This is a genomic window from Rhodococcus sp. AH-ZY2 (assembly GCF_030916465.1).
In the GTDB taxonomy this organism is placed as follows: Bacteria; Actinomycetota; Actinomycetes; order Mycobacteriales; family Mycobacteriaceae; genus Rhodococcus; species Rhodococcus ruber.
The window spans coordinates 2181669-2206827 of the sequence record NZ_CP126458.1 but is presented as its reverse complement, the minus strand read 5'-3'; the positions used below and the strand labels follow the sequence as shown (position 1 = coordinate 2206827).

Below are 25159 nucleotides of genomic sequence, written 5' to 3'. Positions count from 1 at the left end.
GGTGGGCACGGGGTTTCGAGTTCGGCATGCGCTGTCGACTGGTTGGTGCTTGACTGCCGATGATGATGTTGGTCGGTGTTGGTAAAGGCTGGGGTCGTGGCGACGCGGATGTTCGCGGACGAGGAGTTGGAACGACTGCGGGGATTCCCGGAGATCAGCCGCGAGGAGCTGTTCCGGTACTTCACGCTGACGCCTGCGGATCTGGCGTTCGTGGATCCGGGCCGGGGCCGGGGCCCAGCCGAGCGGCTGGGCTTGGCGATCGCGTTGTGTACGCTGCCGTGGCTGGGATTCGTGCCGGATCGGCTGGTCACGGCTCCGCCGGTGGCGGTGGCTCGTGTCGCCGAGCAGTTGCGGTTGGATCCGGTGGTGATCGGTGCCTACGGCAGGCGAGCCAAGACCCGCACCGAGCATGTGCGCCTGGCCGCGCGGTACCTGGGATGGCGTGCGGTCGGTGCGCTCGAGTTCAAGGAGCTCGATGAGTTCCTGCTCGCGCGGGCGATGGAGCACGATTCCCCGACTCTGCTGTTCCGGCTGGCGTGTGAGTATCTGATCTCGGCGAAGGTGATCCGGCCAGGCCCGGTCACCGTGGTCGAGCGGGTCGCCCACGCCCGCCACCAGGCCCAGACCGAAACCTATGACCGGCTCGCTCACGAGTTCACTGCGGCGCGGTGCGCGGAGTTGGACGGCTTGCTTGTCACCGACGCTTCGCTGGGGATCTCGCGGTTGCGGTGGCTGTCGACCGGGCCGGTGGAGGCCTCGGCGGCCGCGGTCCGCGCCGAGGTCGACAAGCTGGGTTTCCTGCGCGGGTTGGGCGCTGATCGGCTGGATATGTCGGTGCTGCCCGCCGAGCGGCGCCGGTTTTTGGCCACGATGGGCCGGCGCCTGAGTCCGCAAGCGCTGCAACGTCGGGATCCGCAACGCCGGTATCCGATCCTGCTCACGGTGCTGGCCCAGTCCGGCACCGATGTCCTCGATGAGGTCGTGGCGTTGTTCGATCAGGCGATCTCGGTGAAATTCGGTGCTGCCGAACGGAAGATGCAGCAGCGGCTGGCCGAACGAGGGAAGACTGGAGAGGACCGTCAGGCGCTGCTGGACGATCTGTTGGAAATCGTCACCGACCCCGGCGTTCCGGATGAGGAGATCGGTGCGCTGATCCGCGGCGAGAAGATCGGGTGGGAGCGCCTGCGCGCGGCGATCGCCCAGGCCAAGCCCAGGTTGCCGCGTGATCACGGGCATCTGGCGGCGTTGGATTCCTCCTACAACTACCTGCGTCAGTTCACCCCCGCGGTGCTCGAAGCGGTGCGCTTCTGCGGCGGTACCGCCGCGACCGAGTTGCTGATCGCGGTGAACATGCTGCGCGAGTTGAACGCGACCGGGCGGCGCAAGGTCTTCGATGACGCCCCGACCGGGTTCGTGCCGATGAAGTGGCGCGGCTACCTCGACGAGGCCCGCAAATCCGGCAGCGCGACCGCGTATCGGCACTACTGGGAGTTGTGTGTGCTGCTCGGATTGCGTGACGGGTTGCGCAGCGGGGATGTGTTCGTGCCGGGCTCGCGCCGTTACGCCGACCCGGCCGCCTACCTGCTCACCACCGGGCAGTGGGAACCGCAACGCGTTGAGTTCTGCGGCCTGGTCGGGCGATCCGCCGATCCTGGCGTCGCGCTGGCCACCGTGGTCGCCGAACTGCACGACGCTCTCGGTGAGCTGGAGGAGGTGCTGGCCGGCGGGGACGGCCCGGTCCGGCTGGACGAGGGCGGGGATCTGGTGATCTCGCCGCTGAGCGCGGAAGATGTTCCCGCCGAGGCGATCACGCTCAAGGCCGAGCTGACCGAAATGCTGCCGTTCGCGCCGATCGTGTCGCTGCTGATCGAGCTGGACAAACGCACCGGCTACCTGGACTGCTTCACCCACGCCGGCGGTCAGGCCACCCGGACGCCGGAGCTCAAACGCAACCTGATCGCGGTACTGCTGGCGCACTCGACGAACCTGGGGTTGACCCGGATGGCCGAGGCGTGCGGAATCACCTACGACATCCTGGCCTGGACCGACGAGTGGTATGTGCGCGAGGAGACCCTGCGCGCGGCCAACCTGGTACTGGTCGGCTACCACCAGCGGCTGCCGCTGACCGCGGTGTTCGGCGCCGGAACACTGTCGTCGAGCGACGGGCAGCGTTTCCCGACGCGCGGTAAGTCGACCACGGCGCGGCCGTTGAGCCGCTATTTCGCCAGCGAGGGCCTGTCGACCTACACCCATGTCAGCGACACCCACGCCACCTACGGCACCAAGGTCATCGTGGCGACCAAACGCGAAGCCCACTACGTGCTCGATGAGATCCTGGGCAACGCCACCGATCTGCCGATCACCGAGCACGCCACCGACACCCACGGGGTCACCCTGGTCAACTTCGGGTTGTTCGACCTGCTCGGGATGCAGCTCTCGCCACGGATCCGGGATCTGGGGCGGATCACCCTGTACCGGCCGGGCCCGCGCGCCGAGGCCGAGGCCCGGTTCCCGCACGCGGGCCCGCTGATGACCCGCAAGGCCAACCTGGGTTTGATCGCCGAGCACTGGGACGATCTGCTGCGGTTGGCCGGATCGCTGAAGTTCGGGCACGCCACCGCGTCGCTGTTGGTCGGCAAGCTGTCGGCGTCGGGGCGGCAGAACACCCTGGCCGCGGCGCTCAAGGAGTACGGGGCGCTGCGGCGCACCATTTACGCCGCGAGATACCTCTCCGATCCGGACTACCGGCGCAAGATCTCGCGGCAGCTCAACAAGGGCGAGTCGCTGCACGCGCTGCGCCGCGACCTGCTCTATGCCCATGAGGGGATGATCCGGGCGCGCCACCTCGAGGACCAGACCGAGCAGGCCTGGTGCCTGACCTTGACGACCAACGCTGTGATCGCCTGGACCACAGAGTATTACGGGTTCGCTGTCGAGCAGATGCGCCGGACCGGGCAGCGTATCGATGACGAGGTCCTGGCCCACATCAGCCCGGCCCACAGTGCCAACATCAACTTCTTCGGCGCGATCGAGGTCGACATCGACGCCGAGCTGGCCCAGCTGGGCCCGACCGGGTACCGGCCGCTGCGGGTGCGCGACACCTTGTTCTGACCGCGCGGAACCGGGGCCCGTGGTTACGGCGTGGCGATGTCGATAGCGGTGTCTGCTGGCGTGGGTGTTCGGTGGGCGGTGAGGAAGTTGTCGACGAGCCGGGTGCAGTCGTCGTGGTCGATGCTGCGTAATCCGGTGAGACGGGCGAACACGATCGGGCCGAGGAGTTCGATGATGGCGAAGGTGGTGTCGAGCTCGCCGAGCATCGCGCGGGCCTCGGGACTGGTGAGGATCTGGTCGAACGGGTGGCGGTACTGCTCGATGACGCGCGCGCGCAGCGAGGTGACCGCGGCCGGGTCGGGGTGGTCCTCGCCGATGGAACCCATCGCCAGCCAGGCCAGGGTGGTCATCTGCACCGGAGCCTGTTCGATGAGGTCGGCCTGGCTGGCGAGCAGCGCCAGGAGCCGCTCACGCACGGGCCCGGTGCCGGTCGGTGTGTCGACCTGGGGAAGTAGTCGTTCGAAAGTCGCCGCGAGCAGCTGGGTGGTGCTGCCGAAGTGCCGGTAGAGGGTGGCGCGGGCGACCTTCGACACGCGGGTGACCGCCTCGACGGTGACCGCCTCGACACCGCCGGTGGACAGCAGATGGGTGGCCGCGTCGAGCAACCGGTTGCGTGAGCGCGCCAGTCGCGGATCGGCCTGCTCGTCGTCCGCGGCGAGCGGGTCGGTCGCCGCCGGGCCTGGGTCGGTCATGGACGCGCCTTCCTCCGAATTCGTGTCGTTGAACTCTTGATATGGGTGAACTCTATCCCACCCCCCAACCACTATGATACGAATGGTCTCGTACAGATACCGTTGGTCTTCAAAGTCGGGGAGGTGCCGGTGGCCACACCCGGAACGGACACTGTCGAGATCGCCCGCTGGACCAGGGCCCAGTGGTGGATGCTGGCGGTGTCGTGCCTGGCGGTGGCGCTGGTGGTCGCGGCGATGGCGGCGTTGTATTCGGCGTTGCCGCAGATCGCGCTTGCGACCGGGGCCACCCAAGCCCAGCTGACCTGGATCGTCGACGGCTACACGCTGGTGCTGGCGTGTCTGGTGCTGCCCGCCGGCGCCGTCGGTGACCGTTACGGGCGCCGCGTGGTGCTGGTGGTGGGGTTGGTGGTGTTCGCCGCCGCCTCGGCGCTGCCGCTGCTGCTGTCCGACCCGGCCTGGTTGATCGCGACGCGCGCGCTGGCCGGGGCAGGCGCCGCGCTGGTGATGCCCTCGACGCTGTCGATCCTCACTGCAGGGTTCGCCCCCGCTCATCGCGGCCGGGCGGTGGGGATATGGGCCGGGGTCGCCGGATCCGGGGCGATACTGGGGATTCTCGGTGCCGGGGTGCTGCTCGAACGATGGTCGTGGCTATCGGTGTTCGTAGGGTTGACCGTGGCCGGGGCGGTGCTGGCGGGGTTGGCGTGCACCATCGCCGAGTCCCGCCAGCGCGAGCATCCGCAGGTGGACTGGGTGGGCGCGGTGGCGGTGGCGGTCGCTGTCGCGGCGATCGTGTTCGCCGTGATCGAGTTCCCCGCGCGCGGCTGGGCCGACCCGCTCGTCGCCGCCGCCGCCGGGGTCGGCGTGGCCGCGACGGCGGCCTTCGTGGTCGTCGAGCTGCGCTCGGCGGCGCCGCTGCTGGATGTGCGGTTGTTCGCCCGCCGTGGTTTCGGTGCCGGGTCGCTGTCGGTGACCATCCAGTTCCTGGTCACCTTCGGGGTATTCCTGCTGCTTGTGCAGTACCTGCAGCTGGTCTTCGGTTACGGGCCGCTGGCCTCGGCGCTGGCGTTGGCGCCGATGGTGGTGCCGCTGGTCGTGATCTCGGTGATCGCGCCGTGGCTGTCGAGCCTGGTCGGGTTACGGGTGATGACCGTGGCCGGCCTGCTCACCATCGCCGCCGGGCTGGTGCTGGTGAGCCGGCTGACACTCGCCGCGCACTACCTCGACCTGCTGTGGCCGCTGCTGATCATGAGCGCGGGCCTGGGATTGTGCACCGCGCCGGCGACCTATGCCATCGTCGCCGACACCCCCGAGGCCAAACACGGGGTCGCCGCCGCGGTCAACGACGCCGCCCGCGAGATCGGCGCCGCGATCGGGATCGCCGTGGCCGGCAGCGTGCTGGCCGCCGGCTACACCCACCGCATCCAGCCCGCCCTGCCCCAGTTGCCCGAGCCCGCCCGCGGCCCGGTCGCCGATTCCCTGGCCGCGGCGCTGCAGGTCGCCGACCAGGCCGGACCGGTGGCCGCACCGCTGGCCGAGTTCGCCAAGGCCGCGTTCGTGCACGGCAGCGGCCAGGCCGCGCTCGCCCTGGCCGCCCTCACCACCGTCGGGGCGATCGTGCTGGCAGTACTGGCCCCCGGCCGCGCACCACGCCGCCGATACATCTCGACCATTTCCCCCGCAAAACACGCTCCCTTCTCGTGAAAGACGCCCGTCATGACGGCCTATCGCACGATCATCGTCGACACCGACGGATCCGACCGCTCCTACCGTGTGGTCGACCACGCCGCCGAACTCGCCCACGCCACCCACGCCCGGCTCCTGATCATCTGCGCCCGCCACCACATCGACGCACGTGAGCTCGGGGCGGACCTCGACCGGCTCGGACCCGACGCCTACCAGCTACGCGGCACCACTCCCACCGAGGCCATCCTGCGGACCGCCCACCAGCACGCCCTCGCCCACGGCGCCACCGACATCGAAACCCACATCCTGTCCGAACCCGCCCCGCACGCGCTGCTGCACCTGGCCGCCGCCACCGGCGCCGACCTCATTGTCACCGCCGATCCCCACCGGCCACCGCTGCTGGCCCGGCTGCTGACTACCCCACCGATCGAGCTCGCCCGCAAAGCCCACTGCGACATCCTCTTCACCACCGCACGGTAGACACACCCCACAGAAAGCGCCCATGACCGAGAACACACCCAGCACCCATACACCCGAGCCCCGACAGGTCCCGGACTGGATTCCCGCCTTCCCTGTGCTCGCACCCGACTCCGCCGACCTGCCACCCCACCACGACCACTGCCTCGGCTGCGGACCGGCCAACCCCCACGGCCACCAGCTACGCGCCCGCCGCGACGCACACGGCGTCCACGCCCACCACCGCTTCGACTCTCGCCACGTCGGCGCCCCCGCGATCGCCCACGGCGGCGCGGTCGCCACCGTCCTCGACGAACTGTTCGGACTCTTGCTCTACACCGTCGGGGAACCCGCGGTCACCCGCCACCTTGCCATCGACTACCTCGCCCCGATCCTGCTCGACACCCCTTACACCCTCCGCGCCCACATCCACGCCCGCGACGGCCGCAAACTCCACCTGCAAGCCACCATCGAAAACGACCACGCCCACGTGATCACCACCGCCACCGCCCTGTTCCTCACCGTCGACGTCAACCACTTCCTCACCCACAACACACCCCCACACACCGATAACACCCCCTGACCTGTTCCGTAACCGGATCGGCCACCGGAACACCACGCAGAGCCAACGTCGGCCCAGCTCACCGGTGTTCCGTAGAGGTGTTCCGCTGACTGTGCCGGTCAACCCCCGCTATCTGGAACACTTTCGGCATGGGTGAGCCGTTCCGCGTCGGATACTGCCGCTGCTCCACCGACGAACAAGACGTCGAGATCCAAACCGAGCAGCTATTGGCGCTCGGAGTGCCGCGTGAGCGGATCTTCATCGACAAAGGGTTCTCCGGGACCACCCGCAAGAACCGGGCCGGGCTCGACAACGCACTCGCCGCCGTCACCTCCGCCGCGGCGGCCATCGACGGGCGACAGGTAGTGCTGACCACGCCGAAGTTCGACCGATTCGCACGCAACATGGCCGAAGCAGGCCAGACCCTGACCGAACTGCGCGAGCGCGAGGTGCTGTTCGGACTCGGGAGCTCGATCTACGACTGGAACGACCCGTTCGGCAAGCTCTTCCTGCAAACCTTGGCCATGGTCGCCGAATTCGAGGCCAACCTCAACCACCTACGCACCCGCGAGGGCATGGCCAAGGCCCGCGCGAAAGGCAGGCTCAAGGGCAAGCAGCCGAAACTTCCTCTCACGGCACGGAAAACAATCCACCGCCGCTACCACGACCCCGCCGACGACGCGAGCCTGGCGGACCTGGCCGAGGAATACAGCGTCGGCCGCTCCACCATCCACCGCATCGTCAGCAGTGCTGCACCACGAGCCTGAGAATTCACCAGCCTGTCGTCAGGATCCCGCTACTTTGCACTTCCTGACAACCTTGGGTTGCGGGCCCTTACGTCCCACACGAGTTCTGGCCCGAATCGGATCGTCGGCGAGCTGGGCGGATACGCCGCGCCCGCCAGGAGCCGGTGGCGAGACAGACGATCGTTTCGACCCAACAGGCCGAGCGGATCACCGACCGGGCACTACGCCATATCCGCCCGATTTTCGGCAAATGCTACGGCTACCCCTGGGAGCGAGGAAGGTTTCGGTAATTTTGTATGTTCCGTATTGTTCGGAATAATTCCCGTCGTTCCGGGCGACCGCCGAGTCGGCCTCCACTTCGCACCACCCTCGACGTCCTCACATGGCTTCGCCGGCTCGGGACCGACCGGACGGAACATCGGCCTCCGGATTCTGCTGTTCCGAGACTCTGCGCCTCGTCGCCTGCCGCTCCGCTCCCCCTGCACTACGGGCCGAGAACGAGTGTTCGCAAATTGTTGGGCTTCCGTGTCGTACCGATTACCTATGGTGGGGACATGACCGCGTCCGCACCGCTCGCAGAACCAGCCGACAGCGCGACGGGCCCCCGCCCGGAGCGGCCCATCGACATCTACCGCCGCGCCATCGCCGTGGTCGAGGCGTGCCTGCCCCTGGGCTGGACGGTCACCTCCGACCGCCCCCGCTCCCCCGCGGCCCCCGACCGGATCCTCGTGACCGCGCCCGACGGCGAATCGGTGTCGTACGCGGTCATCGCGTCCCGCGGCGTCCTCAGCGGAGACGTCGCGCGCATCGCCGCGGAACTGTCCGAGTCCGACCGCGGATTCGTGTGCGCTCACTATCTCTCCGATCCGGTCCGCCGCCAGCTCGATCAGCACGGCATCTCGTACTCCGACGCGACCGGGAATCTCACGCTCGTCGCGTCCCGTCCGGCGATGTGGGTGCGCAACCGCGGCGCCGACGCCGACCCGTGGCGCGGGCCCGGCCGGCCGTCGGGCGTGCTCACCGGCGAACCGTCCGAACGCGTGGTCCGGGCGCTCGCCGACTTCACCGGGGAGATGTCCGTACCGGAACTGATCCGGCTCTCCGGTGCCTCCACCGGCGCCACCTACCGCGTCGTCGAGGTCCTCGGGGAACGGGAACTGATCCGCCGCATTCCGCGCGGCCCGATCACGATGGTGCACTGGGAGAAGATGCTGCGCGCGTGGGCTGCGGACCGTAAGCCTTGCGTCACAAGGGGATTCGCCGCGCCCGACGGCATCGGCACGGTACGGGCGGATCTGTCCGAACCGCTCGACCTGAGCTATGCGATCACCGGTCTCGGGGCCACCGACTACGCAGGCGCCGAGGTCCTCGAGGTGTACGCCGACGACCCGGACACGTTCGCCCAGGCCCTGGGTCTGCGCCCGGTCGACCGCGGCGCCGACGTCGTGGTGGCCACGCCGTGGTCGCCGGTGGTGTTCGAGCGGATGGAGCGACGCGACGGACTACGCTTCGCGGCACCGTCCCAGGTCTATGCGGACCTGCTGGCCGGACCGTTCCGCAATCCGAACGCCGCCGAACACCTGCTCGCGGCGCTCACCGCCGACCCGAGCGCGTGGCGCCGGCCCGTGGGGCGCACCTGACCGTGGTCAGAGGCCGAGCGCGGTGACGGCATTGCCGGCGAGTCCGGCGTGCTGGCGGCTGTAGAGCGCCACCATCCGCTCGTCGGCGTGCCCCGTCTGCGTCATGATCGTCTGGGTCGTGGCTCCGTTGCGGACGGCCTGGGTGACGAACCCCGCGCGCAGGCTGTGCCCGCCCAAGGTGGCAACCACCTCGGGCGCGAACCCCGCCTGCCGCGCCCGGCGCTGGATCATCGAGTGCACCGACTGCCCGCTCAGGGCGCCGCTGCCGACGGCACCGGTGCGGTGGATCGTGCGGAACAGCGGCCGTTCCACACTCCCCGTCCCCGGCGCGACACCGCGGCAGCAGTGCTCGTCGCCGGCGGCACACTCGTCGCTCACCAACTCCCGCACCGCCGCCCCACCGTCCGCGTCCCATGCGTCGAGCACCTCGCGCCAGCGCCGGTAGGCGCACACCGGGCAGGTCTGCGGATCCCGGCCGTACGGGAGCGTGACGGTGCGCCCGCGCGCGTCCCGATCCGCCTTCGAGCGACGAATCGTCACGTACAACCCGTCGGACCGATGGGCGACGACATCGGACATGGCCAGTGCCGACAGTTCCGACCGGCGCATCGCACCGGCGAGCCCCAGCAGTAGCAGGGCGGAGTCGCGGCGCTCGGCTACCCGATCCGGCCACTCGGTGGCGGCGGTGCGCATCGCTCCGACGATCGCCCGGATGTCGTCGGTGAGCAGGGGTGTGCGGCGCGCCGGTGGCGCCGCACGGGTCCGCCGGATGCCCCGCACCACGTCTCGCACGGCCTCGTGGTGTCCCGGCTTCGGCAGTCCCGCCAAGGCGTGCATCTTGTTGATCGTCGCGACCCATCGCGCGAGGGTCGACGGGGCGTACGCCCACCGCCCGTCGGGTCGCAGTTCGCCCGACTTCTCGGTCAGGTACCAGCCCACGAGTTCGGGCGCGGCCGGAAGGGGGACGTGACCGACGGTGTCGCACCATCGGGCGAACTTGTTCCAGTCGCTGGTCACGGCGGCGCGGGTGTTCTCCGATGCGGCCTTGGCGCGGAGCCGGCGCATCGCCTCCTCCACACCGGGGGGAAGCGCCGGCGCAGGCAGTGGCGACTCGGGGGAATCATTGCCCGGCAACTGATTCGTCACGGTGACACCACTCCTCTGCCCGACCCTTCGCGCACGGACGATACGCGTCGATCGCGCCCCTCGCGTCGACGACACCGGCTGGCGCGTCGTGCCCGGCTCGGGGGTGCGACGCACGCACCCGTGCGGCGCCCCGGGCAGCAGCTGTTCCCGCCGGTCAGCGCGCGGGCGTGTGCGACCGGCCCGGGACTCGACCGTGACGGGCCTCGACTGCCTGCCGTGTCTCCTCGGCGATCAGGTCCGCGTTGATCCGGGCGGCGACGGCCGCGCCTGCCGCCGCGGCGGCACCCACCTGGGCGACGGGATCGGTGACGTTACCGGCAACCCAGACGCCGGGGACGTCGGTGCGGCCGGTCACGTCCGCCGGAATGTGCTCTCCCACCCCGGCCGGATGCTGCGCCGGCCGCACCCCGAGGGGCGCGAGAAAATCGGCGCGCACCACCATCCGCGGCGCGACCACCAGCGCCTCCCGGGCGATCATCCGGTCCCCACGCAGCCGTACCCCCGCAAGTCGGTCGTCGACGGTCTCCACTGCCACGACTTCACCGTCGATCACCCGGACGCCACGCGCGGCCAGTTGCTCCGCCTCCTCTGCGGCGGGCCCCGGCGCCGTGTGGGTGAAGAAGGTGACGTCGGCGCTCCACTGCCGGAACAGCAGGGCCTGGTGCACGGACATGGGGCCGCTCGCGAGCACGCCGATCGCCTGGTCGCGGACCTCCCAGCCGTGGCAGTACGGGCAGTGCAGCACGTCTCGTCCCCACCGTGCCCGCAGGCCGGGTACGTCGGGCAGGTCGTCGACCGCCCCGGTGGCCACCAGCACCTGACGCCCCCGGGTCACCCGGCCGTCGGACAGCGCCACCTCGAACCCGCCGTCTCTGCGGGTGACAGCATCCACGCCGGCGCGCACCACGTCACCGCCGTATCCGCGGACCTCGCCCCGGCCGCGCTCGAGCAGTTCGGCCGGCGGGATCCCCTCGCGGCCCAGCAGCCCGTGCACACCCGTCGCCGGTGCATTGCGCGGCGCACCCGCGTCGACGACGACCACCGACCGTCGCGCGCGGGCGAGCATCAGTGCCGCATTCAACCCGGCGGCTCCCCCGCCGATCACTACCACGTCGTATCCGTATCCGAGCACGTCGCTCATCTCGACCACCTCCACGACGACTGTGCGTGCCGACCCGAAGGTCTGGCAACATAATTTGCCGATATGGCAAAATTGCCGCATGGACGATCTCGACCAGGCGCTCGCGACGGTCGGACCCCGGCTCCGCGCGCTGCGGCGTACCCGCGAGACGACGTTGACCGATCTCTCGGCGGCGACGGGCATCTCGGTGAGCACCCTGTCCCGACTCGAGTCCGGGACCCGCCGACCGACGCTCGAGCTGCTGCTGCCCCTGGCCAGAGCGCACGGGGTGACGCTCGACGAACTGGTCGGCGCCCCGCCGACGGGCGACCCGCGCATTCACCTGCGTCCCGTCACCCGGCACGGCATGACCATGGTGCCGCTCACCCGGCGAGCCGGCGGGATCCAGGCGTACAAGCTGGTGCTCCCCGCCGACAGCAGCCGCGGGGAACCGGATCCCCAGACCCACGAGGGGTACGAGTGGCTCTACGTCCTCGACGGACGGCTACGGCTCGTCCTCGGTGAGCACGACCTGGTTCTCTCCCCCGGGGAGGCGGCCGAGTTCGACACTCGCGTGCCGCACTGGTTCGGCGCCGCCGGTGCCGAACCGGTCGAGTTCCTCAGCCTGTTCGGCAAGCAGGGTGAACGAGCGCATCTTCGCGCCCGTCCGGCCACGAAACCTGTTCCGCGCCAGTCCGATCCGTAGAGATCTCCCGCTCCCGTGTGGGCACGGAAGGGCCGATGGTTCACCGCTGAGCCCCGGCACGGAACCCCTCCCCGCTTTTCGCCCACCCACGGCGTTCTGACTCACTATAAGAGGGGGTTATGACGATCATGCCCGATCCATGCATATATGCGAATCTATGCGCCCTTTCGGAGGTCGACTGGATGGGTCTTCGTAACGTTTCGAGTTTCGTCCGCATAGCACCAGTTATCTAACTGCTATTATTTTTTCTCATTCATTTCGTTTCGTAATTCATTTCGTTTTAAGACACGTACACTGCGGCCCATAGGACGCGCCGGGGCCCGTATTCAGCCCGCCGGAAGGCCCCCTCCTCGTGTGCTCGGCTGGTGAGCTCGGTCGAGAAAGAGCTGGGCAGTGATTCGGCTAATCAAGGAATTCCGTAGGCAGCCGATTCCACTAACGCCTCCTGGCCTCTCCCTCCCCCTGATAGATATGGCGGCAACCACCGACCGAGATGAGGAATCCGTGAGCGAAGCGAGCACCGGCGACTCCCTGCCCGACCAGCGCATGCCCGACCAACGCATGCCCGACGCGCGCCCGAAGCCGGGACGGCCGCGCAAGTACGCGTCCGCCGCAGACCGGGTCCGGGCCTACCGAGAACGCGAACGGCAGAAGAGGGAGGCGGCCTCCCTGGCCGAGCTGACCACTCCCCCGGGCCCGGCCGAAGCAGCCACCAACCTGGCGTCCGCCGTCGCCGCGCTCCGCACCCTGAACGCGACGTCGCTCGCGCAGTACAACGCCGTCGCCGCGCAGATCACCGCGGCCGTCGACAAGCTCACCGACCCGGACGCACTCGAGGCGCAGATGACCCGGGCCACCACGGAGCTGGCGAAGGTGAAGGCGGACGCGGATGCCAGGATCGCCCGCCTGCGCGAGCAACTCGCCCAGGCAACCGAGGACCGCGACAACGCGGAGGCCGCCGTCGAGGCCGTCGACCGCGAGCTGGCGGACGCCCGCGCCGCGCACGACACCCGGATCCGGGACCTCAAGACCGCGCATCGCGACGAGTCGACACGAGCGGCCGAGGAGCACGCGGACACACTGCGCACCTGGCAGGAACGCATCGACGCCACCGCGGCCGCGCACGCCGCGGAGATCGCCGAGTACCGGTCGACCGTCACCACCCAGCAACAGCAGCTCGCCCGGCTCGAATCGGAGCTCGCGACCCTGCGTGACGAACTGGCGCACACCCGCGCCGCGGCGGAGAAGGAGGCGGCCACGGCCGCCGCGGCCGTGGCCCGGCTCGACACCGATCTCACGGCGGAACGCGCCCGCGTCGAGGAACTGCGCGGCGCCCTCGAGGAGGCTCGCGTCGCGGCGGCCGCCGCGCGGGCCGCCGAGACCGCGGCCCGCGATCGAGGCGACGAACTGCGGGCCGAGATCGTCGACCTGCGCGGCGAGCGGGACCGGCTCCGGGGCGAGCTCGCCGCGGCACACGCCGCGGCGGCCGAGACCCGCCGCGAGGCGGACCCGACGGAGACGACGCCGGCCGAGAGCTGACCGAGCGGCGACGTTCCCGACCCCGGCGACGACCGGACGCCCACGCGAGGCACGGCGGCGCCTCCCGCCCCGGGTGTGGCACGCACGGCACCGGGGGTTGCGTGGCACGTGGGCCGCCCCCGCCTACCCTGTCACGGTGAACGAAACGCAGCCGCCCGCCGGGCACACCGACCCGGGGCCCGGGGTGCAGCACGATCGGCTCCGGTTGTTCTCGTTCGCCACGGCCGAGAAGCGGGCCGAGTACCTCTGGGTGCTACGGGCTTTCGACATCGCTCGGGCCAACTACGTCGTGCTGCTGCACGCCGCCGAGGTCGCGGCGATCCTCGAGCGGACCGGCTCGACGGATCCGGCGGCGGCACTGTCCGCTCAGGACGTGGCGCCCCTCCTCGAGCAGCTGCACGCCTGGGGGGTGCTCGAACGCAGCTACGACGGCACCCGGGTGGCGTCGCTGGCCGAGTACCGCAACCGGCACTACGTGTATCAGTTCGGCCGGGCCGGCTACCACGCCTTCCGGGCGGTCGAAGAGGTGCTGAGCGCGCGCGGCGAGGACGCGTCGCTGTCGCGTCTCGCCCTGGCGGATCTACTGGCCGACCTGACCGAGCTGGCGGCGGCGAACGACGCCGGGGACGGCGAGCTCGTCTACCGCAAACTGTCGCGGCTGGACACGACGTTGTCGGACATGGCCGAGCGGGCCGCCGGGTTCTACCTGATGCTCGGCGACCTGGTGCGCACCACCGAGGTCACACCCGAGTCGTTCCTGGCGCACAAGGATGCGGTGCTGGCCCACATGCGGGAGTTCAGCACCGACCTGGCCCGCTACGGTCCTAAACTCGCGGCGGCGCTGGCGCGGGTGCAGGAGACCGGGATCGACCGCATGCTCGGGTTCGCCGCCGCGCACGACGAGCGGATGCTGTTGTCCGTGGCCGAGCGGCACGCGGACTGGCGGGCCCGGTGGCGTGGGCTCGAGCGGTGGTTCGTCGGCGCCGCCGACGTGCCCAGCGAGTCGGAGCGGCTCCGGGACGGCACGATGAGCGCGATCGCGGCGGTGCTGGCGCTGCTGCGGCGATTGACGGAGACCCGCCGGGGCGGGGTCAGCCGCGAATCGCAGCTGCGGCACCTGGCCGCCTGGTTCGCGGCCGCGCCGGACGAGCAGTCGGCGCACGCGCTGTTCGACGCGGTGTTCGACCTGGGCCGCCCGCGGCACTTCTCCGTCGTGCATCCCGACCCGGAGACGGTCCCGGTGACGACGTCGTGGTGGGACGCGCCACCCGTGCCGATCGCCCGGACGCTGGCCGAGACCGGGCGCACCCCGTCGGCGGGAGCGCCGGCGCGGGTGCAGCGCAACGAATCCGGGATCCGGCGGTTGCGGGAGCGGCAGCTGGCGACGCAGCGGGCGCGGGCCGAGGCGGCACGCTCCCTCGCGGCGGGCGGCGTGGACGAGCGGGAGTTGTCCGAGCCGGAGACCGAGGTGCTGTTGGGTCTGCTCGACGCGGCGCTGTCGGCGCGGGTTCCGGTCAGCGGCACCGTGCCGGGTGCGACGGGCACCCAGAACGGGGTGCGGCTGACGCTGAGCCCGGCCCCGGAGGGCACGGTGGTCCGGACGGCGCGGGGCCGGCTGCATCTGGACGGGCTGCGGGTGAGCGTGCAGTGAGCGCCCGGCGGATCTCGCCGCTCGACCGGGATTCCTACCAGCGGGCGGCACGGCTGATCCTCTCGCACCACCTGGTGACCACCCGATACCCCGACCGGGCCGCGCTGCCCCTGCTGCGCCGGTGGGCGACGGAGCTGCGGGAGGACCTGCTCGAGTTGTTCGGGTACCGGCTCGAGGTGACCGAGACGACCGCGCGGTTGTTCACCGTCGCCGACCGGCTCGATCCCGGGGGCGGGGCGCGCTCGGTGACCGACCGGCCCTTCGACCGTCGCCGGTACGCATATCTGGCACTGGCGCTGGCGGCGCTGGGCCGCGCGGGCGGGCAGATCACCCTGTCGGAGCTGGCCGAGCAGGTCGCGTCCGAGGCGGGACAGGTGCCCGGGGTCGAACTGGCTCCCGAGCGGGCGACGGACCGGGACGCGTTCGTCGACGCGGTGGCGTGGCTGGCGGCGCGGGGGGCGATCGCACTGGCGGACGGCGACGCCGGGGGCTGGGTGTCGGACCCGGAGCGAGGTGAGGCCCTCTACGACATCGACCGGCCCGTGGTGGCCGCGTTGTTCCGGCCGCCGCGGGCGCTGCAGCACCTGCACTCGGTGCGGGGCCTGCTCGCCGCCGGTGACCGCCGCGACGGGGACCGGAGCGTGGGCACCGCGGAGGTGGCGCGGCGGGTGCGCCGGGCGCTGGTGCAGCGGCCGGTGGTGTATGCCGAGGAACTCGACGACGAGGCGCGGCTGCAGCTGGCGCTGCCGCGCACGACCGCGGGGATCGAGCTGTTGACGGGGCTGGTGGCCGAGCGCCGCGCGGAGGGCGTCGCGCTGGTGGACTCGTCGGGGCGGATGTCGGATCTGCGGTTTCCGGGGGTGGGGACGGTTCCGCAGGTGGCGTTGTTGCTGGCCGGGGAGATCTGCGCGCGGGTGTCGGAGCCGGGGTGCGAACCGGTGCGGTTGCCGCGGCCGGTGGACGCCGAGGCCGAGCTCGAGGCGGGATTGGACGCCGCGATCCCGGCGGCCGGGGTGTTCGCGCCGCTGGCGGGTGACGCGGCTGCGGCGGATGCGCCCCCGGGGCCGCGGCCGGCGCCGGCGCATCCGCTGGTCGAGGACAGTTGGCTGGCGGAGACGGTGGCGCGGCTGGCCGACGAGTTCGGCCGTACCTTCGCCGCGCAGTGGCAGGCCGATCCGGCCGGTCTGCTGGAGGCGGCGGTGACGGTGTTGGAGCGGCAGCGGCTGGTGGCCCGGGTGCCCGGCGGGGTGCTGGCGTTGCCGGCGCTGGCCCGGTTCCGGGGGGTGGTGGTGACGGTGCGCGAACGCGATCCGCGTCTCGCGCTGGCCGGCGAGGATTCGAACGAAGCGGAGATGTCGTGAGCAGTGCCCGTTTCCGGCCCACCCGGGCCGGGATCATCAACCTGTGGGACTACCGGGATCAGGAGTTCTCGTTCGCGGACGGTCGGCTGGTGCTGCGGGGGCCCAACGGGTCGGGCAAGACCAAGGCGCTCGAGGTGCTGTTCCCGTTCGTGTTCGACGGTCGCATCGAGCCGCGGCGGTTGAACCCGTTCGCCGGCGAGGAGCGCACGATGCGGTCCAACCTGCTGTATCAGGGGCAGGACAGTGCGTATTCGTATGTGTGGATGGAGTTCTGCCGCGGGCGCCGGGACGATCCGGAGGCGGTGACGGTGGGGGTCGGGATGCGCGCGGCGCGCGGCCACGACAAGGTCACGCGGTGGTATTTCGTCGTCGACGGCCGGGTCGGTGTGGACTTCTCGCTGCTGGATGCGGCCGATCGTCCGCTGACGCGGCGGCAGCTGATCGAGGAGGTCGGTGCCGATGCGGTCACGGACCGGCCGGTGGACTACCGGGCGGCGATCGATGCGCGGTTGTTCGGGCTCGGGATCGAGCGTTACGAGCAGCTGATCAACCTGATCCTGACGTTGCGCCGGCCGCAGCTGGCGAAGAATCTGGATCCGAAGGGGTTGTCGCAGGCGCTCACCGACGGGTTGCGGCCGCTCGACGAGCAGCTGGTGCTCGAGGCGGCGCGGTCGTTCGCCGACATGGAGGAGGTGTCCCGCACGCTGGAGTCGTTGGCGGCGGCCGACGACGCGGCGCAGAGGTTCGTCGCGGTGTATACGACCTACCTGGGTCAGCAGGCTCGCGCCGACGTGGACCGGCTGGGGGCCCGGCTGGCGGCGGTCGACGCCGGCACGTCGGAGTGGACGGCGTCGGTGGCGGCGTTCGAGCGGGCCGGGGTGGAGCGGGCGCTGACGCTCGAGCGGCTCGAGGTCGCGGAGCGGGACCTCGAGCAGACCCGCGCGACGCTCGAGGCGCTGCAGCGGTCGAGCGCGTACGAGGGTAAGCAGCAGCTCGACGATCTGGCGCAGGTGGTGGCGGATCTCGAGCGCACCACGGCCGGGCAGGCGGAGCAGGCGCAGCGCGCGCGGGTGGAGCTGGCGCAGCGTGAGGAGGAGGCGCGGCGGGCCGCGGAGGCGGCCGCGGACGCGGCGTCCGCGGCACACCGCGCCGAGGACGCGCTCGCCGGGGCGGCGCGCGATGCGGGTGTCGAGTGGGCGGGGCCGGGCGGGGACACCGGCGGTGACCAGATCGCGGCGACGGTCGCCGCGTGTGCGGAGGAGCGGGCCGCGGATGTGCGCGCGGTGCGGGCGGCGGTGGCGGCCGCGGAGGGGGCGTCGGCGGCGCGGGTGCGGGCGGAGGCCGCGGCCGAGCGCGCCCGGGCGCAGCGCGAGTCGGCCCGGGCGGCGGTGGACGCGGCGGACGCGGCGGTGGAGTCGGCCCGCGCGGAGGCGTCGACCCTGTTGCGGGAGTGGTGGACCGGTCATCGGGACGCATGGTCGGGGGTCGACGGGCCGGAGGAGCTGTTCGAGGCGCTGGCTGCGGCGATCGCGGCGGCCGGCGACGACGAGGCGGCGACACCGGCGGCGGTGCTGGCCGAGCGTACGGCATCGGTGGTCGAGGAGTTGCGGTTCCGCGGCCGTGGCCTGGAGGCGGAGATCACGCACGGACGGGAGCGGATCGCGCTGTTGGAGGCCGAGCGGGACATGATCGAGGCCGAGCGCGACGACGCTCCCCCGGCGTTCCCCGCGTCGACTTCGGGGACCGGCACGTCGGGCGCGCCGCTGTGGCGGCTGGTGCGGTTCGCGGACGCGGTGAGCGCGGAGGCGGCCGCGGGCCTCGAGGCGGCGCTGGAGGCGGCGAACCTGTTGACGGGCTGGGTGTGCGGCGGGGCGGGAGACGTGCCCGCGGGGGCGGCGGTGCTGGTGCCGGCGCCGGCGGCGCAGCGGCCCGTGGGCCGGACGTTGGCCGACGTGCTGGTCGTGGAACCGGATACCGGGGTGCCGGCCGAGCGGGTGCGGGAGGTGCTGGCGTCGGTCGCGGTGCCGGACGTGGTGACGGACGAGACCGGCCCGGCGGTCGACGAGCGTGGCGGCTACCGCCAGGGGGTGCAGCTGGGTCGGTACACGAAGGCGCAGGCCGAGTACATCGGGGCGACCGCGCGGGCCCGTCGCCGGCGCCTGCGATCGGCCGAACTCGACGCGGAGATCGCCGAGGTGCGGGCGCGGGTGGCGGACGCGGAGTCGGCGCGGGTGGCGGTCGGCGAACGGCTGGCGCAGCTGGATGGGGCCGCGTCGGCGGTGCCGCGCACCGGCGCGGTGCTTGCGGCGTTGCGGAAGGTCAGTGAGTGCGCGGGGGCGTTGCGCACCGCCGGGGAGGCGGCGGCCGCGGCGGACCGGGACCTCGATCAGGTGATCGCCGAATGCTCCGTGAAGGAGCGGCAGGTGCGGTCGGTGGCGGCCCGGCACCGGGCGCCGCACACGGTCCGCGAGCTCGAGCAGCTGGCGGCGGCGATCCGGTTCTTCGAGTCGCAGGGCCAGGTGTTGTTGCGTGCCCGGCGGGAGCGGGTGGCCGCGATCGAGCGGGCGCGGGAGGCGCAGGCGCGGCGCGACGACACCCGGGTGGCGGCCGGTGCGTCCGCCGAACGGGCGGTCACGGCCGAGGAGTCGCTGCGGCAACAGCAGCAGCGGCTGGCGACACTGCGTGAGGCGTTGGGCGCCGACGCGCAGCAGATCGACGCGCAACTCGCACAGGCCCGCGAACGGATCGAGGCGGCGCGGACGGAGCAACGCGCCGCGCGCCGCGCGCACGACGAGGCGGTCGAACGGCTCGGGAAGGCGGAGGCGGCGCATGTCGCGGCGGAGCAGGCGCTGCGGTCGGCGTTGACCGAGACGCGGGCCGATGCGGCACAGCTGGCGCCGTATGCGCGGCCGGATGTGCTGGCGCTGCTGGGGATCTCGGAGGAGCTGCGGTGGCCGTCGGCGGCAGTGGAGTGGCCGGCGCCGGAGCAGGCTCGGCTCACCCGGGCGGCCGGGGACGTGCCTGCGGTGCCCGCGGCGGTGGGGGCGCTGTACGCGGCGCTGGCGGCGGCGACGGCGACGGTCAAGGGCGGGGACGGGGCCCGCAAGGCGGCCCGGTCGGCGTTGACGGCGGCGTTGCAGGAGTTCGACGGTCAGCTCGCGGCGGCCGGTCAGGACTATCGGCTGCAGTGGGATGCGCCGGAGGGGTTGACGGTGGTGCGGGTGCAGGACGAGCAGGGGTTCTCGTCGGTGGCGGAGTTCGCGGTGCGGATCGGGGCGGCGCGGCGGGAGCAGGAGCTGCTGTTGACCGACGCGGAGCGGCGCATCCTCGAGGATGCGCTGTTGGCGGGCTTGGCGCAGCAGATCCACGAGCGCACCGAGGACGCGCGGGAGCTGATCGCCCGGATGGGGACGGAGATGCGGCAACGGCGCATGTCGTCGGGGACGACGGTGGGAGTGCGATGGGTGCTGGCCGATCATCTCGACGATCAGGCACGGGCGGTGTGCCGGCTGCTGGATCGGGAGGTGTCGGCGCTGGGTCCGGAGGAGCTGGCGCGGGTGCGGGCGCATTTCGCGGCGCGGATCCGGGCGGAGCGGGCGGCGCATCCGGAGCGGTCGTATCCGGAGATCCTGGCGACGACGCTGGACTACCGGCGGTGGCGGGTGTTCTCGTTCGGGTTGATCGGCGCGGACGGCACGGAGGATCGGTTGACGGTGGCGCGGCATTCGGCGTTGTCGGGGGGTGAGCAGTCGGTGTCGCTGCATCTGCCGTTGTTCGCGGCGGCGCACGTGATGCTGGATTCGGCGGATCCGCAGGCGCCGCGGTTGCTGGCGTTGGACGAGGCGTTCGCCGGGGTGGACGACAACGGGCGTGCGGAGTTGCTGGGGTTGAGTGTGCAGTTCGATCTGGATCTGTTCATGACCGGCTACGACCTGTGGATCACCTATGCCGGGGTGCCGGCGTGCGCGCACTACGATCTGGCGCATTCGGTGGCCGAGCACACGGTCGGGGCGACGCTGCTGGTGTGGTCGGAGGGCGGGTTGCTCGCCGAGCACGACGGGTCGGATCTGGCGGCGGCGCTGGGGTCGCCGGGGACGCGGCGGGTGCCGGCGCCGGTGAAGGGGGCGCTCGAGTTCGCGTAGGGGTGCGGGTACTCCCGGATCGATGCGGGAGGCGGCGCATCCCCCTCTGCTCCGATGCGTCGGGCTGGCCTTGTCTCTGGGCTGCGGGAGCCGGACAGGTATCGAGACGACTTGATATTCGGTTTTTCACATGGTTCCGCTGCGCTCGGATTCTTACGGTGCCATTGTGGCGCGTCGCGGACCGGTGGCCGCCGACATCGGGGCGGGCCTCCCGACTACGCCACATATCGTTCGTCGCCACCCGGTCGTCGGCGCTGCGCGCTCTCGAATCAAAGGCGACGTGGACGCCGAGGAGCTGACCGACCGGTACGTAAAGGCACTCCTGTCCGCACTCACTGGGAGCTACGGCGACAAGTGTGGGATCGTCTCGGACACCTTGGGGCACAATGGCTTCCGATTTCGGACGAGCTCCGGACTCTCGAGCAATTGTCCTGCCGGTCGCGCAGGACCGATCCACCGACGCCCACGGGCCGCGAGTAACGCGATCGGTGGTGCGTGGCCGCTGGCGGAACCAGTGGCACCCCTCCCCCAAAGCCGGTAAGGAAAGACGTACCGGTTGTGCGGCGCGACATCGTGCATCACGGATGACCAGGAAGAACCTTGACGGCAGCGGTACACAGCGACGACGGTCAGCACACTTTGTACATTCCTCAGTGTCGATACGTCACGTCGGGAATATCACCTCGGTTCGCAAGACGGCGCTGCAATCTGCGTTCCATTTCGCGGAGTTCGGCAAGGCGCGCTCGACCGCTCGACGTTTGGTCGTAGCCTTGTTTCTTTTCGTCTCGAATGCGCAACTGCACCGATGCGAGAATTCGTCGGTCGTCCGTCGGATCGGGTATCGCCGCATTCCCTGTAGTCTTCGTCTTCCTCTTCGGCTTCTTCTTGGGTGTCACGCCGGTGGTCGCCGGCACCTTGGCGGTACGCTTGGCGTCGGGTTGACTTGAGCAAGACTTCTCAGGGGTCTTGCCGGACTTCTTCTTCGACGGTTGTCGACGCACATTGTTGAGTGCGGTACGTGCCTTCGCAGCGGCTCTGCGGTGTTGTTCCTCTTCTGGGCTGTCCGAAGCGAAGGAACCACTGAGCGGACGCAGCCCCTTGGAGGCCAGATACTTCTCCGCTGTAGCGATGGTGCTTTCGTGTCTGACGCAACGTTTGCAGCGTTTGGGATCGGATCCGGCACGAGCGTTCGGCGAACCGCACCAACTGCACTTCGCGGGCCGCGCTCGCGGTGCACTTTTTCGGGGTGCATCCGGATCGACGACGGCACTCTTGATGTCCCGGGCACCCCACACGGGCGTACGTGCTTTGCTCGCGGGAGCACCGGTATGCAAATGGACCCCGGCTCGGCGCGCACGGACCATCTTGACCTCCGAACTCCATCGAACACGCATGCGGTTCACCGCAAACTACCTGATGCTGACCACACAATCGCGTAGACCGTTCGAGTGCAGCCGCTGCGTCCAACTGGCATGACCGCGTCAGGCCACCAGAGGCGGAGGTCCGACCGGTAGACCAAAGGCCCACCCAAGCAAGACAAGAGCAATCGAAGAGGAACCATCGATGCCCCCTCCAGAAATCAAATTCAACTATCTCGGCACAATTCACTCGCCGTTCAGCGGCGAGGCGGCCGAGACGGAGGACGGTCCGAACGACGGCGACCCAACCTTGCTGTTCGTCTATTACGGCAACGCTACCGTCTGGGACTACATCAGCCCTCGGTTAGCGGACCAGTTGCCGGATAATGCGGAGGATCTCGAACCGGATGAGCTCGTAGAGCTCATCGAGATCGAAAGCGGGTTGGTCATGGTTGTGGACACCGACTGGAATGGTGTCAATTACTACGGATTCGCTCCTACGACCAGCGAACAGTGAACTTCTTCCTCGTAGCAGCCAATCCCGCGAAACGCTGGCGGAGAAACCCGGCTCCACGCCGCGGGCTGAATGCCGATGAGGATCGTTGACGCCCTCCGTTTCGATGTAAAGATGATCAACTTCACGCGGTTCGACACCCTTACGCGGAGAAGGCCTCGCTGATCGCGCACTCGGTCGACGTCCACAGCATCAACGCGCTCGTGCGCGCGGCACTCGAACGCCATCGACCACACGACCCCGCCACTCGGCGGCGGCGTGGATCCACACCTGGCTGGAACTGCGTCCACCACGCTTGAAACGTCCACCTACCTGCAGCAACTGCGACGAGTACGGCTCGCGTTCCGACGACGAGCTCGGCAGAGCAGTTCGCTGCCCGTGCCACCGCACCGGATTCGAGTGGCCGGAGGCAATTTTCGGAGTGCCGAGCGCACGCAAGGTGACCGAAGCCGGCTCCGCCCACGACCTCACTCACCGGGCGCTGTGTGCGAGTAGTGCATGACTCGGACGGGTGCTTAATCGTCGTGGTCGGTCCGATGGATCCGGCGACACGTCGCAATGACTGCTCGGGCATGCGGTTCGTCCGCGAGCCGCACCGCCAGGGTTTTCTCGGCGAGTCCAGGTGGTAGTGCGGAGGAGAACTTCAGTCCGGTCACGGCGCTCTGCGCGACGTGCGGGAGGGTCCAACGAGGATCGGCCAGAGCCACACTCACGTTTGCCGGGGCGATGTTCGGAAGGAGACGCAACGACTTCTCATCGACCCGCTGACGGGGATCGACCAGCGTCGGAAGCGACGCCTGCAATGTGCGGTTGGCCGCGGTTCCTGCCCAGGTCCACCACCGACCCGAGCCTTCCGACGGCATCGTGAGCACGGAGGCATCCGGATCGACGGTGTGCGCGTAGCTCTGGCGTAGTTCCGTGAGCATCGTGTCCGCGCGTCGGGTGATGGTCACTCCCGCAGGGGTGGCGCCGAGCAGCACTGTGCGCATGCCCTGCGTGATGTCGTAGGACAATCCGCCGCCGGTGCCAGACCACTTGGCCTTCCCACCGCCGTCCACAGGTTCCACGAAACACCGGCGCCGCTGCCAATCGATATGAGTCACCATCCACGAGCGACCACCGAGCAACAGCACGCGGGGGCCGTCGACTTCTTCGACCAACAGATCGGTGCCCACGGTGCCGACCTCGTTGCGTCCGGCCAGCACGGTGAATTCCGGAGGGGCGCTGAAGACTGCCGTCAGGTCCGAGAAGTATCGCCGTCCGAATCGGCGCTCGGCCTCGGGTCCGATGTGCAGAAAACTCCCGTCGCGCTCGAAGAAACCCTGCGCGCAGAGAAACGCCATGATCTCGTCGGCGTGCTCGTCGAAGATCGGCAGAGAACCCCACCAGTCCCGCCAGGTCCTCTCTCCGAGTCGGTGTTCCTGCAGGCACAGCGCCAGCATCTGTTGCGCCGCGATGTGCCGCGGGGACGGGGGTGCGACAATCGGCTCCACCCATCCGCGCGACCAGCATTCGAGCATGCCCAGGGTGAGCAGTACCTGTTCGTCGTCGACGCCGAGGAACAGACAGTTGCGCGTGGTGCCTGGGCGGCGTCCGGTGCGGCCGAGACGCTGAAGGAACGATGCGACGGTGCGTGGCGAACCGATCTGGATGACACGGTCGAGGTCGCCGACGTCGATACCGAGCTCGAGGGTGGACGTCGCGACGATCACCGTATCCCGCGCCTCGGCGAACGCCGCTTCGGATCGGCGCCGCTCGCCAGCAGAGAGGGACGAGTGCGACAGGAAGGTGGACACTCCCCGTTCGCGCAGGGCCGCACCGAGTTCTTCGGCGCGGCGTCGCGAGTCGACGAACACCAAGCGTTTCTCGCCCTGGTGCAGGGCAGCGATGACTTTGGCGGCGTTGTCGATCGAGCCGACGTAGTCGACGGTGATCTCGGGGGGCGTGGATGCAGCAGGAACCGCGGGGTCGACGACGCGACGAGGACGTCCGGGAGTCCCCCCCTGCAACCATCGCAGTAGCTCGTCGGGATTGCCGACCGTCGCCGACAGCCCGATCCGTTGCAGGGGGCGGCCGGCGATGCGCGCGAGCCGTTCCAGCACGGCGAGGAGGTGCCAGCCCCGGTCGTCGCCGGCGAACGCGTGGACCTCGTCGACGACGACGGCTCGGAGTCCCGCGAACAACACGCGCGGGTCGACCTTGGTGGACACCAACATCGCTTCGAGCGATTCCGGTGTGGTGAGCAGGATGTCGGGGCGCTCACGGAGGATTCTCTGCCGCGCGGACTGCCCGACGTCGCCGTGCCACACTTCGGCGGTGCGACCGAGCCATTGCGCGTAACTGTGCAAGCGTGGTTGGAGGTTGTTCAGCAGCGCCCGCAGGGGACAGACGTACAGCACCGACGTGCCCTGCCAGTCCTGCTCGGCCATTGCCGAGAGCAGTGGGAAGGCGGCGGCCTCGGTCTTGCCTCCCGCGGTCGGGGCGAGGACGAGGGCGTCCTCGCCCGCGAGGATCGGTTCGACGGCGGCGGCTTGGGTGGGGCGAAGACCGTCCCAACGCAGCGTGTTGACGAGGTGGTATCGCACGCCGGGATGCAGCAGGCCGAAGCTGTCGACGGTCATGAATCGAATCGGTCGATGACGTGCGCGTTGAGGGACACCGCTCGATCATTCGCGCCAGCCCGGTCGGTAGCAACTTCCCTACTACATGGCGCTAGCGCTCCCGCTAGCATT

At 70.3% G+C, this 25159-nt stretch carries 17 protein-coding genes; 12 read left to right on the top strand and 5 right to left on the bottom strand.

Going from position 1 to position 25159, the window contains the following annotated elements:
• The first annotated feature begins 96 nt into the window (after positions 1 to 96).
• Complete coding sequence (locus QNA09_RS11290; protein ID WP_039583599.1) at positions 97 to 3111, top strand: Tn3 family transposase; 3015 nt, start codon at positions 97 to 99, stop codon at positions 3109 to 3111.
• A 23-nt stretch (positions 3112 to 3134) separates the two neighbouring features.
• On the opposite strand, the gene QNA09_RS11285 is transcribed toward QNA09_RS11290, so the two are convergent.
• Positions 3135 to 3803: a TetR/AcrR family transcriptional regulator gene (locus QNA09_RS11285; protein ID WP_006554624.1), complete on the bottom strand. Its 669-nt coding sequence runs from the start codon at positions 3801 to 3803 to the stop codon at positions 3135 to 3137.
• A gap of 129 nt (positions 3804 to 3932) precedes the next feature.
• Here QNA09_RS11285 and QNA09_RS11280 point away from each other — a divergent pair, with 129 nt between their 5' ends.
• The 5 genes from QNA09_RS11280 to QNA09_RS11260 all read left to right on the top strand — a co-directional run bounded on the left by QNA09_RS11280 (position 3933) and on the right by QNA09_RS11260 (position 8890).
• Positions 3933 to 5504 carry an MFS transporter gene (locus QNA09_RS11280; RefSeq protein WP_039583601.1) on the top strand — a complete coding sequence of 524 codons (1572 nt, stop codon included), beginning with the start codon at positions 3933 to 3935 and terminating at the stop codon, positions 5502 to 5504.
• 12 nt (positions 5505 to 5516) lie between these two features.
• Complete coding sequence (locus tag QNA09_RS11275) at positions 5517 to 5966, top strand: universal stress protein (protein WP_006553198.1); 450 nt, start codon at positions 5517 to 5519, stop codon at positions 5964 to 5966.
• A 22-nt stretch (positions 5967 to 5988) separates the two neighbouring features.
• Entirely contained in the window at positions 5989 to 6525 is a 537-nt protein-coding gene (locus QNA09_RS11270) for a PaaI family thioesterase (RefSeq protein ID WP_006553199.1), read from the top strand.
• A 128-nt stretch (positions 6526 to 6653) separates the two neighbouring features.
• On the top strand, positions 6654 to 7271 hold the full coding sequence (locus QNA09_RS11265) for a recombinase family protein (protein WP_006553200.1): 618 nt from the start codon (positions 6654 to 6656) through the stop codon (positions 7269 to 7271).
• Between the two features lie 533 nt (positions 7272 to 7804).
• The gene (locus QNA09_RS11260) at positions 7805 to 8890 is read left to right on the top strand and encodes a hypothetical protein (RefSeq protein WP_010596473.1); all 1086 of its coding nucleotides are present in this window, start codon (positions 7805 to 7807) and stop codon (positions 8888 to 8890) included.
• Between the two features lie 6 nt (positions 8891 to 8896).
• On the opposite strand, the gene QNA09_RS11255 is transcribed toward QNA09_RS11260, so the two are convergent.
• Together QNA09_RS11255 and QNA09_RS11250 are read right to left on the bottom strand one after the other, a co-directional pair.
• Positions 8897 to 9955 carry a tyrosine-type recombinase/integrase gene (locus QNA09_RS11255; RefSeq protein ID WP_010596474.1) on the bottom strand — a complete coding sequence of 353 codons (1059 nt, stop codon included), beginning with the start codon at positions 9953 to 9955 and terminating at the stop codon, positions 8897 to 8899.
• Between the two features lie 235 nt (positions 9956 to 10190).
• Entirely contained in the window at positions 10191 to 11177 is a 987-nt protein-coding gene (locus QNA09_RS11250; RefSeq protein ID WP_244213158.1) for an NAD(P)/FAD-dependent oxidoreductase, read from the bottom strand.
• A gap of 79 nt (positions 11178 to 11256) precedes the next feature.
• Here QNA09_RS11250 and QNA09_RS11245 point away from each other — a divergent pair, with 79 nt between their 5' ends.
• From QNA09_RS11245 to QNA09_RS11225, 5 genes are all read left to right on the top strand, one after another.
• Positions 11257 to 11862, top strand: coding sequence for a helix-turn-helix domain-containing protein (locus QNA09_RS11245; protein ID WP_048774377.1), 606 nt, complete (start codon positions 11257 to 11259; stop codon positions 11860 to 11862).
• Positions 11863 to 12366: 504 nt separating this feature from the next.
• Entirely contained in the window at positions 12367 to 13401 is a 1035-nt protein-coding gene (locus tag QNA09_RS11240) for a hypothetical protein (protein WP_308072438.1), read from the top strand.
• Between the two features lie 184 nt (positions 13402 to 13585).
• Entirely contained in the window at positions 13586 to 15052 is a 1467-nt protein-coding gene (locus QNA09_RS11235) for a TIGR02677 family protein (protein ID WP_119700306.1), read from the top strand.
• Positions 15049 to 16413, top strand: coding sequence for a DUF2398 family protein (locus QNA09_RS11230; RefSeq protein ID WP_119699790.1), 1365 nt, complete (start codon positions 15049 to 15051; stop codon positions 16411 to 16413). Before QNA09_RS11235 ends, QNA09_RS11230 begins: the two co-directional genes overlap by 4 nt.
• Positions 16410 to 20555, top strand: a complete 4146-nt coding sequence (locus QNA09_RS11225) for a TIGR02680 family protein (RefSeq protein ID WP_119699789.1) — start codon at positions 16410 to 16412, stop codon at positions 20553 to 20555. Before QNA09_RS11230 ends, QNA09_RS11225 begins: the two co-directional genes overlap by 4 nt.
• A gap of 650 nt (positions 20556 to 21205) precedes the next feature.
• On the opposite strand, the gene QNA09_RS11220 is transcribed toward QNA09_RS11225, so the two are convergent.
• Entirely contained in the window at positions 21206 to 21958 is a 753-nt protein-coding gene (locus QNA09_RS11220) for a hypothetical protein (RefSeq protein ID WP_162919314.1), read from the bottom strand.
• Positions 21959 to 22118: 160 nt separating this feature from the next.
• Here QNA09_RS11220 and QNA09_RS11215 point away from each other — a divergent pair, with 160 nt between their 5' ends.
• Entirely contained in the window at positions 22119 to 22430 is a 312-nt protein-coding gene (locus tag QNA09_RS11215; RefSeq protein WP_054373658.1) for a hypothetical protein, read from the top strand.
• 512 nt (positions 22431 to 22942) lie between these two features.
• Here the strand turns inward: QNA09_RS11215 and QNA09_RS11210 are convergent.
• Complete coding sequence (locus QNA09_RS11210) at positions 22943 to 25048, bottom strand: DEAD/DEAH box helicase (RefSeq protein WP_054373659.1); 2106 nt, start codon at positions 25046 to 25048, stop codon at positions 22943 to 22945.
• Between the last annotated feature and the right edge of the window lie 111 nt (positions 25049 to 25159).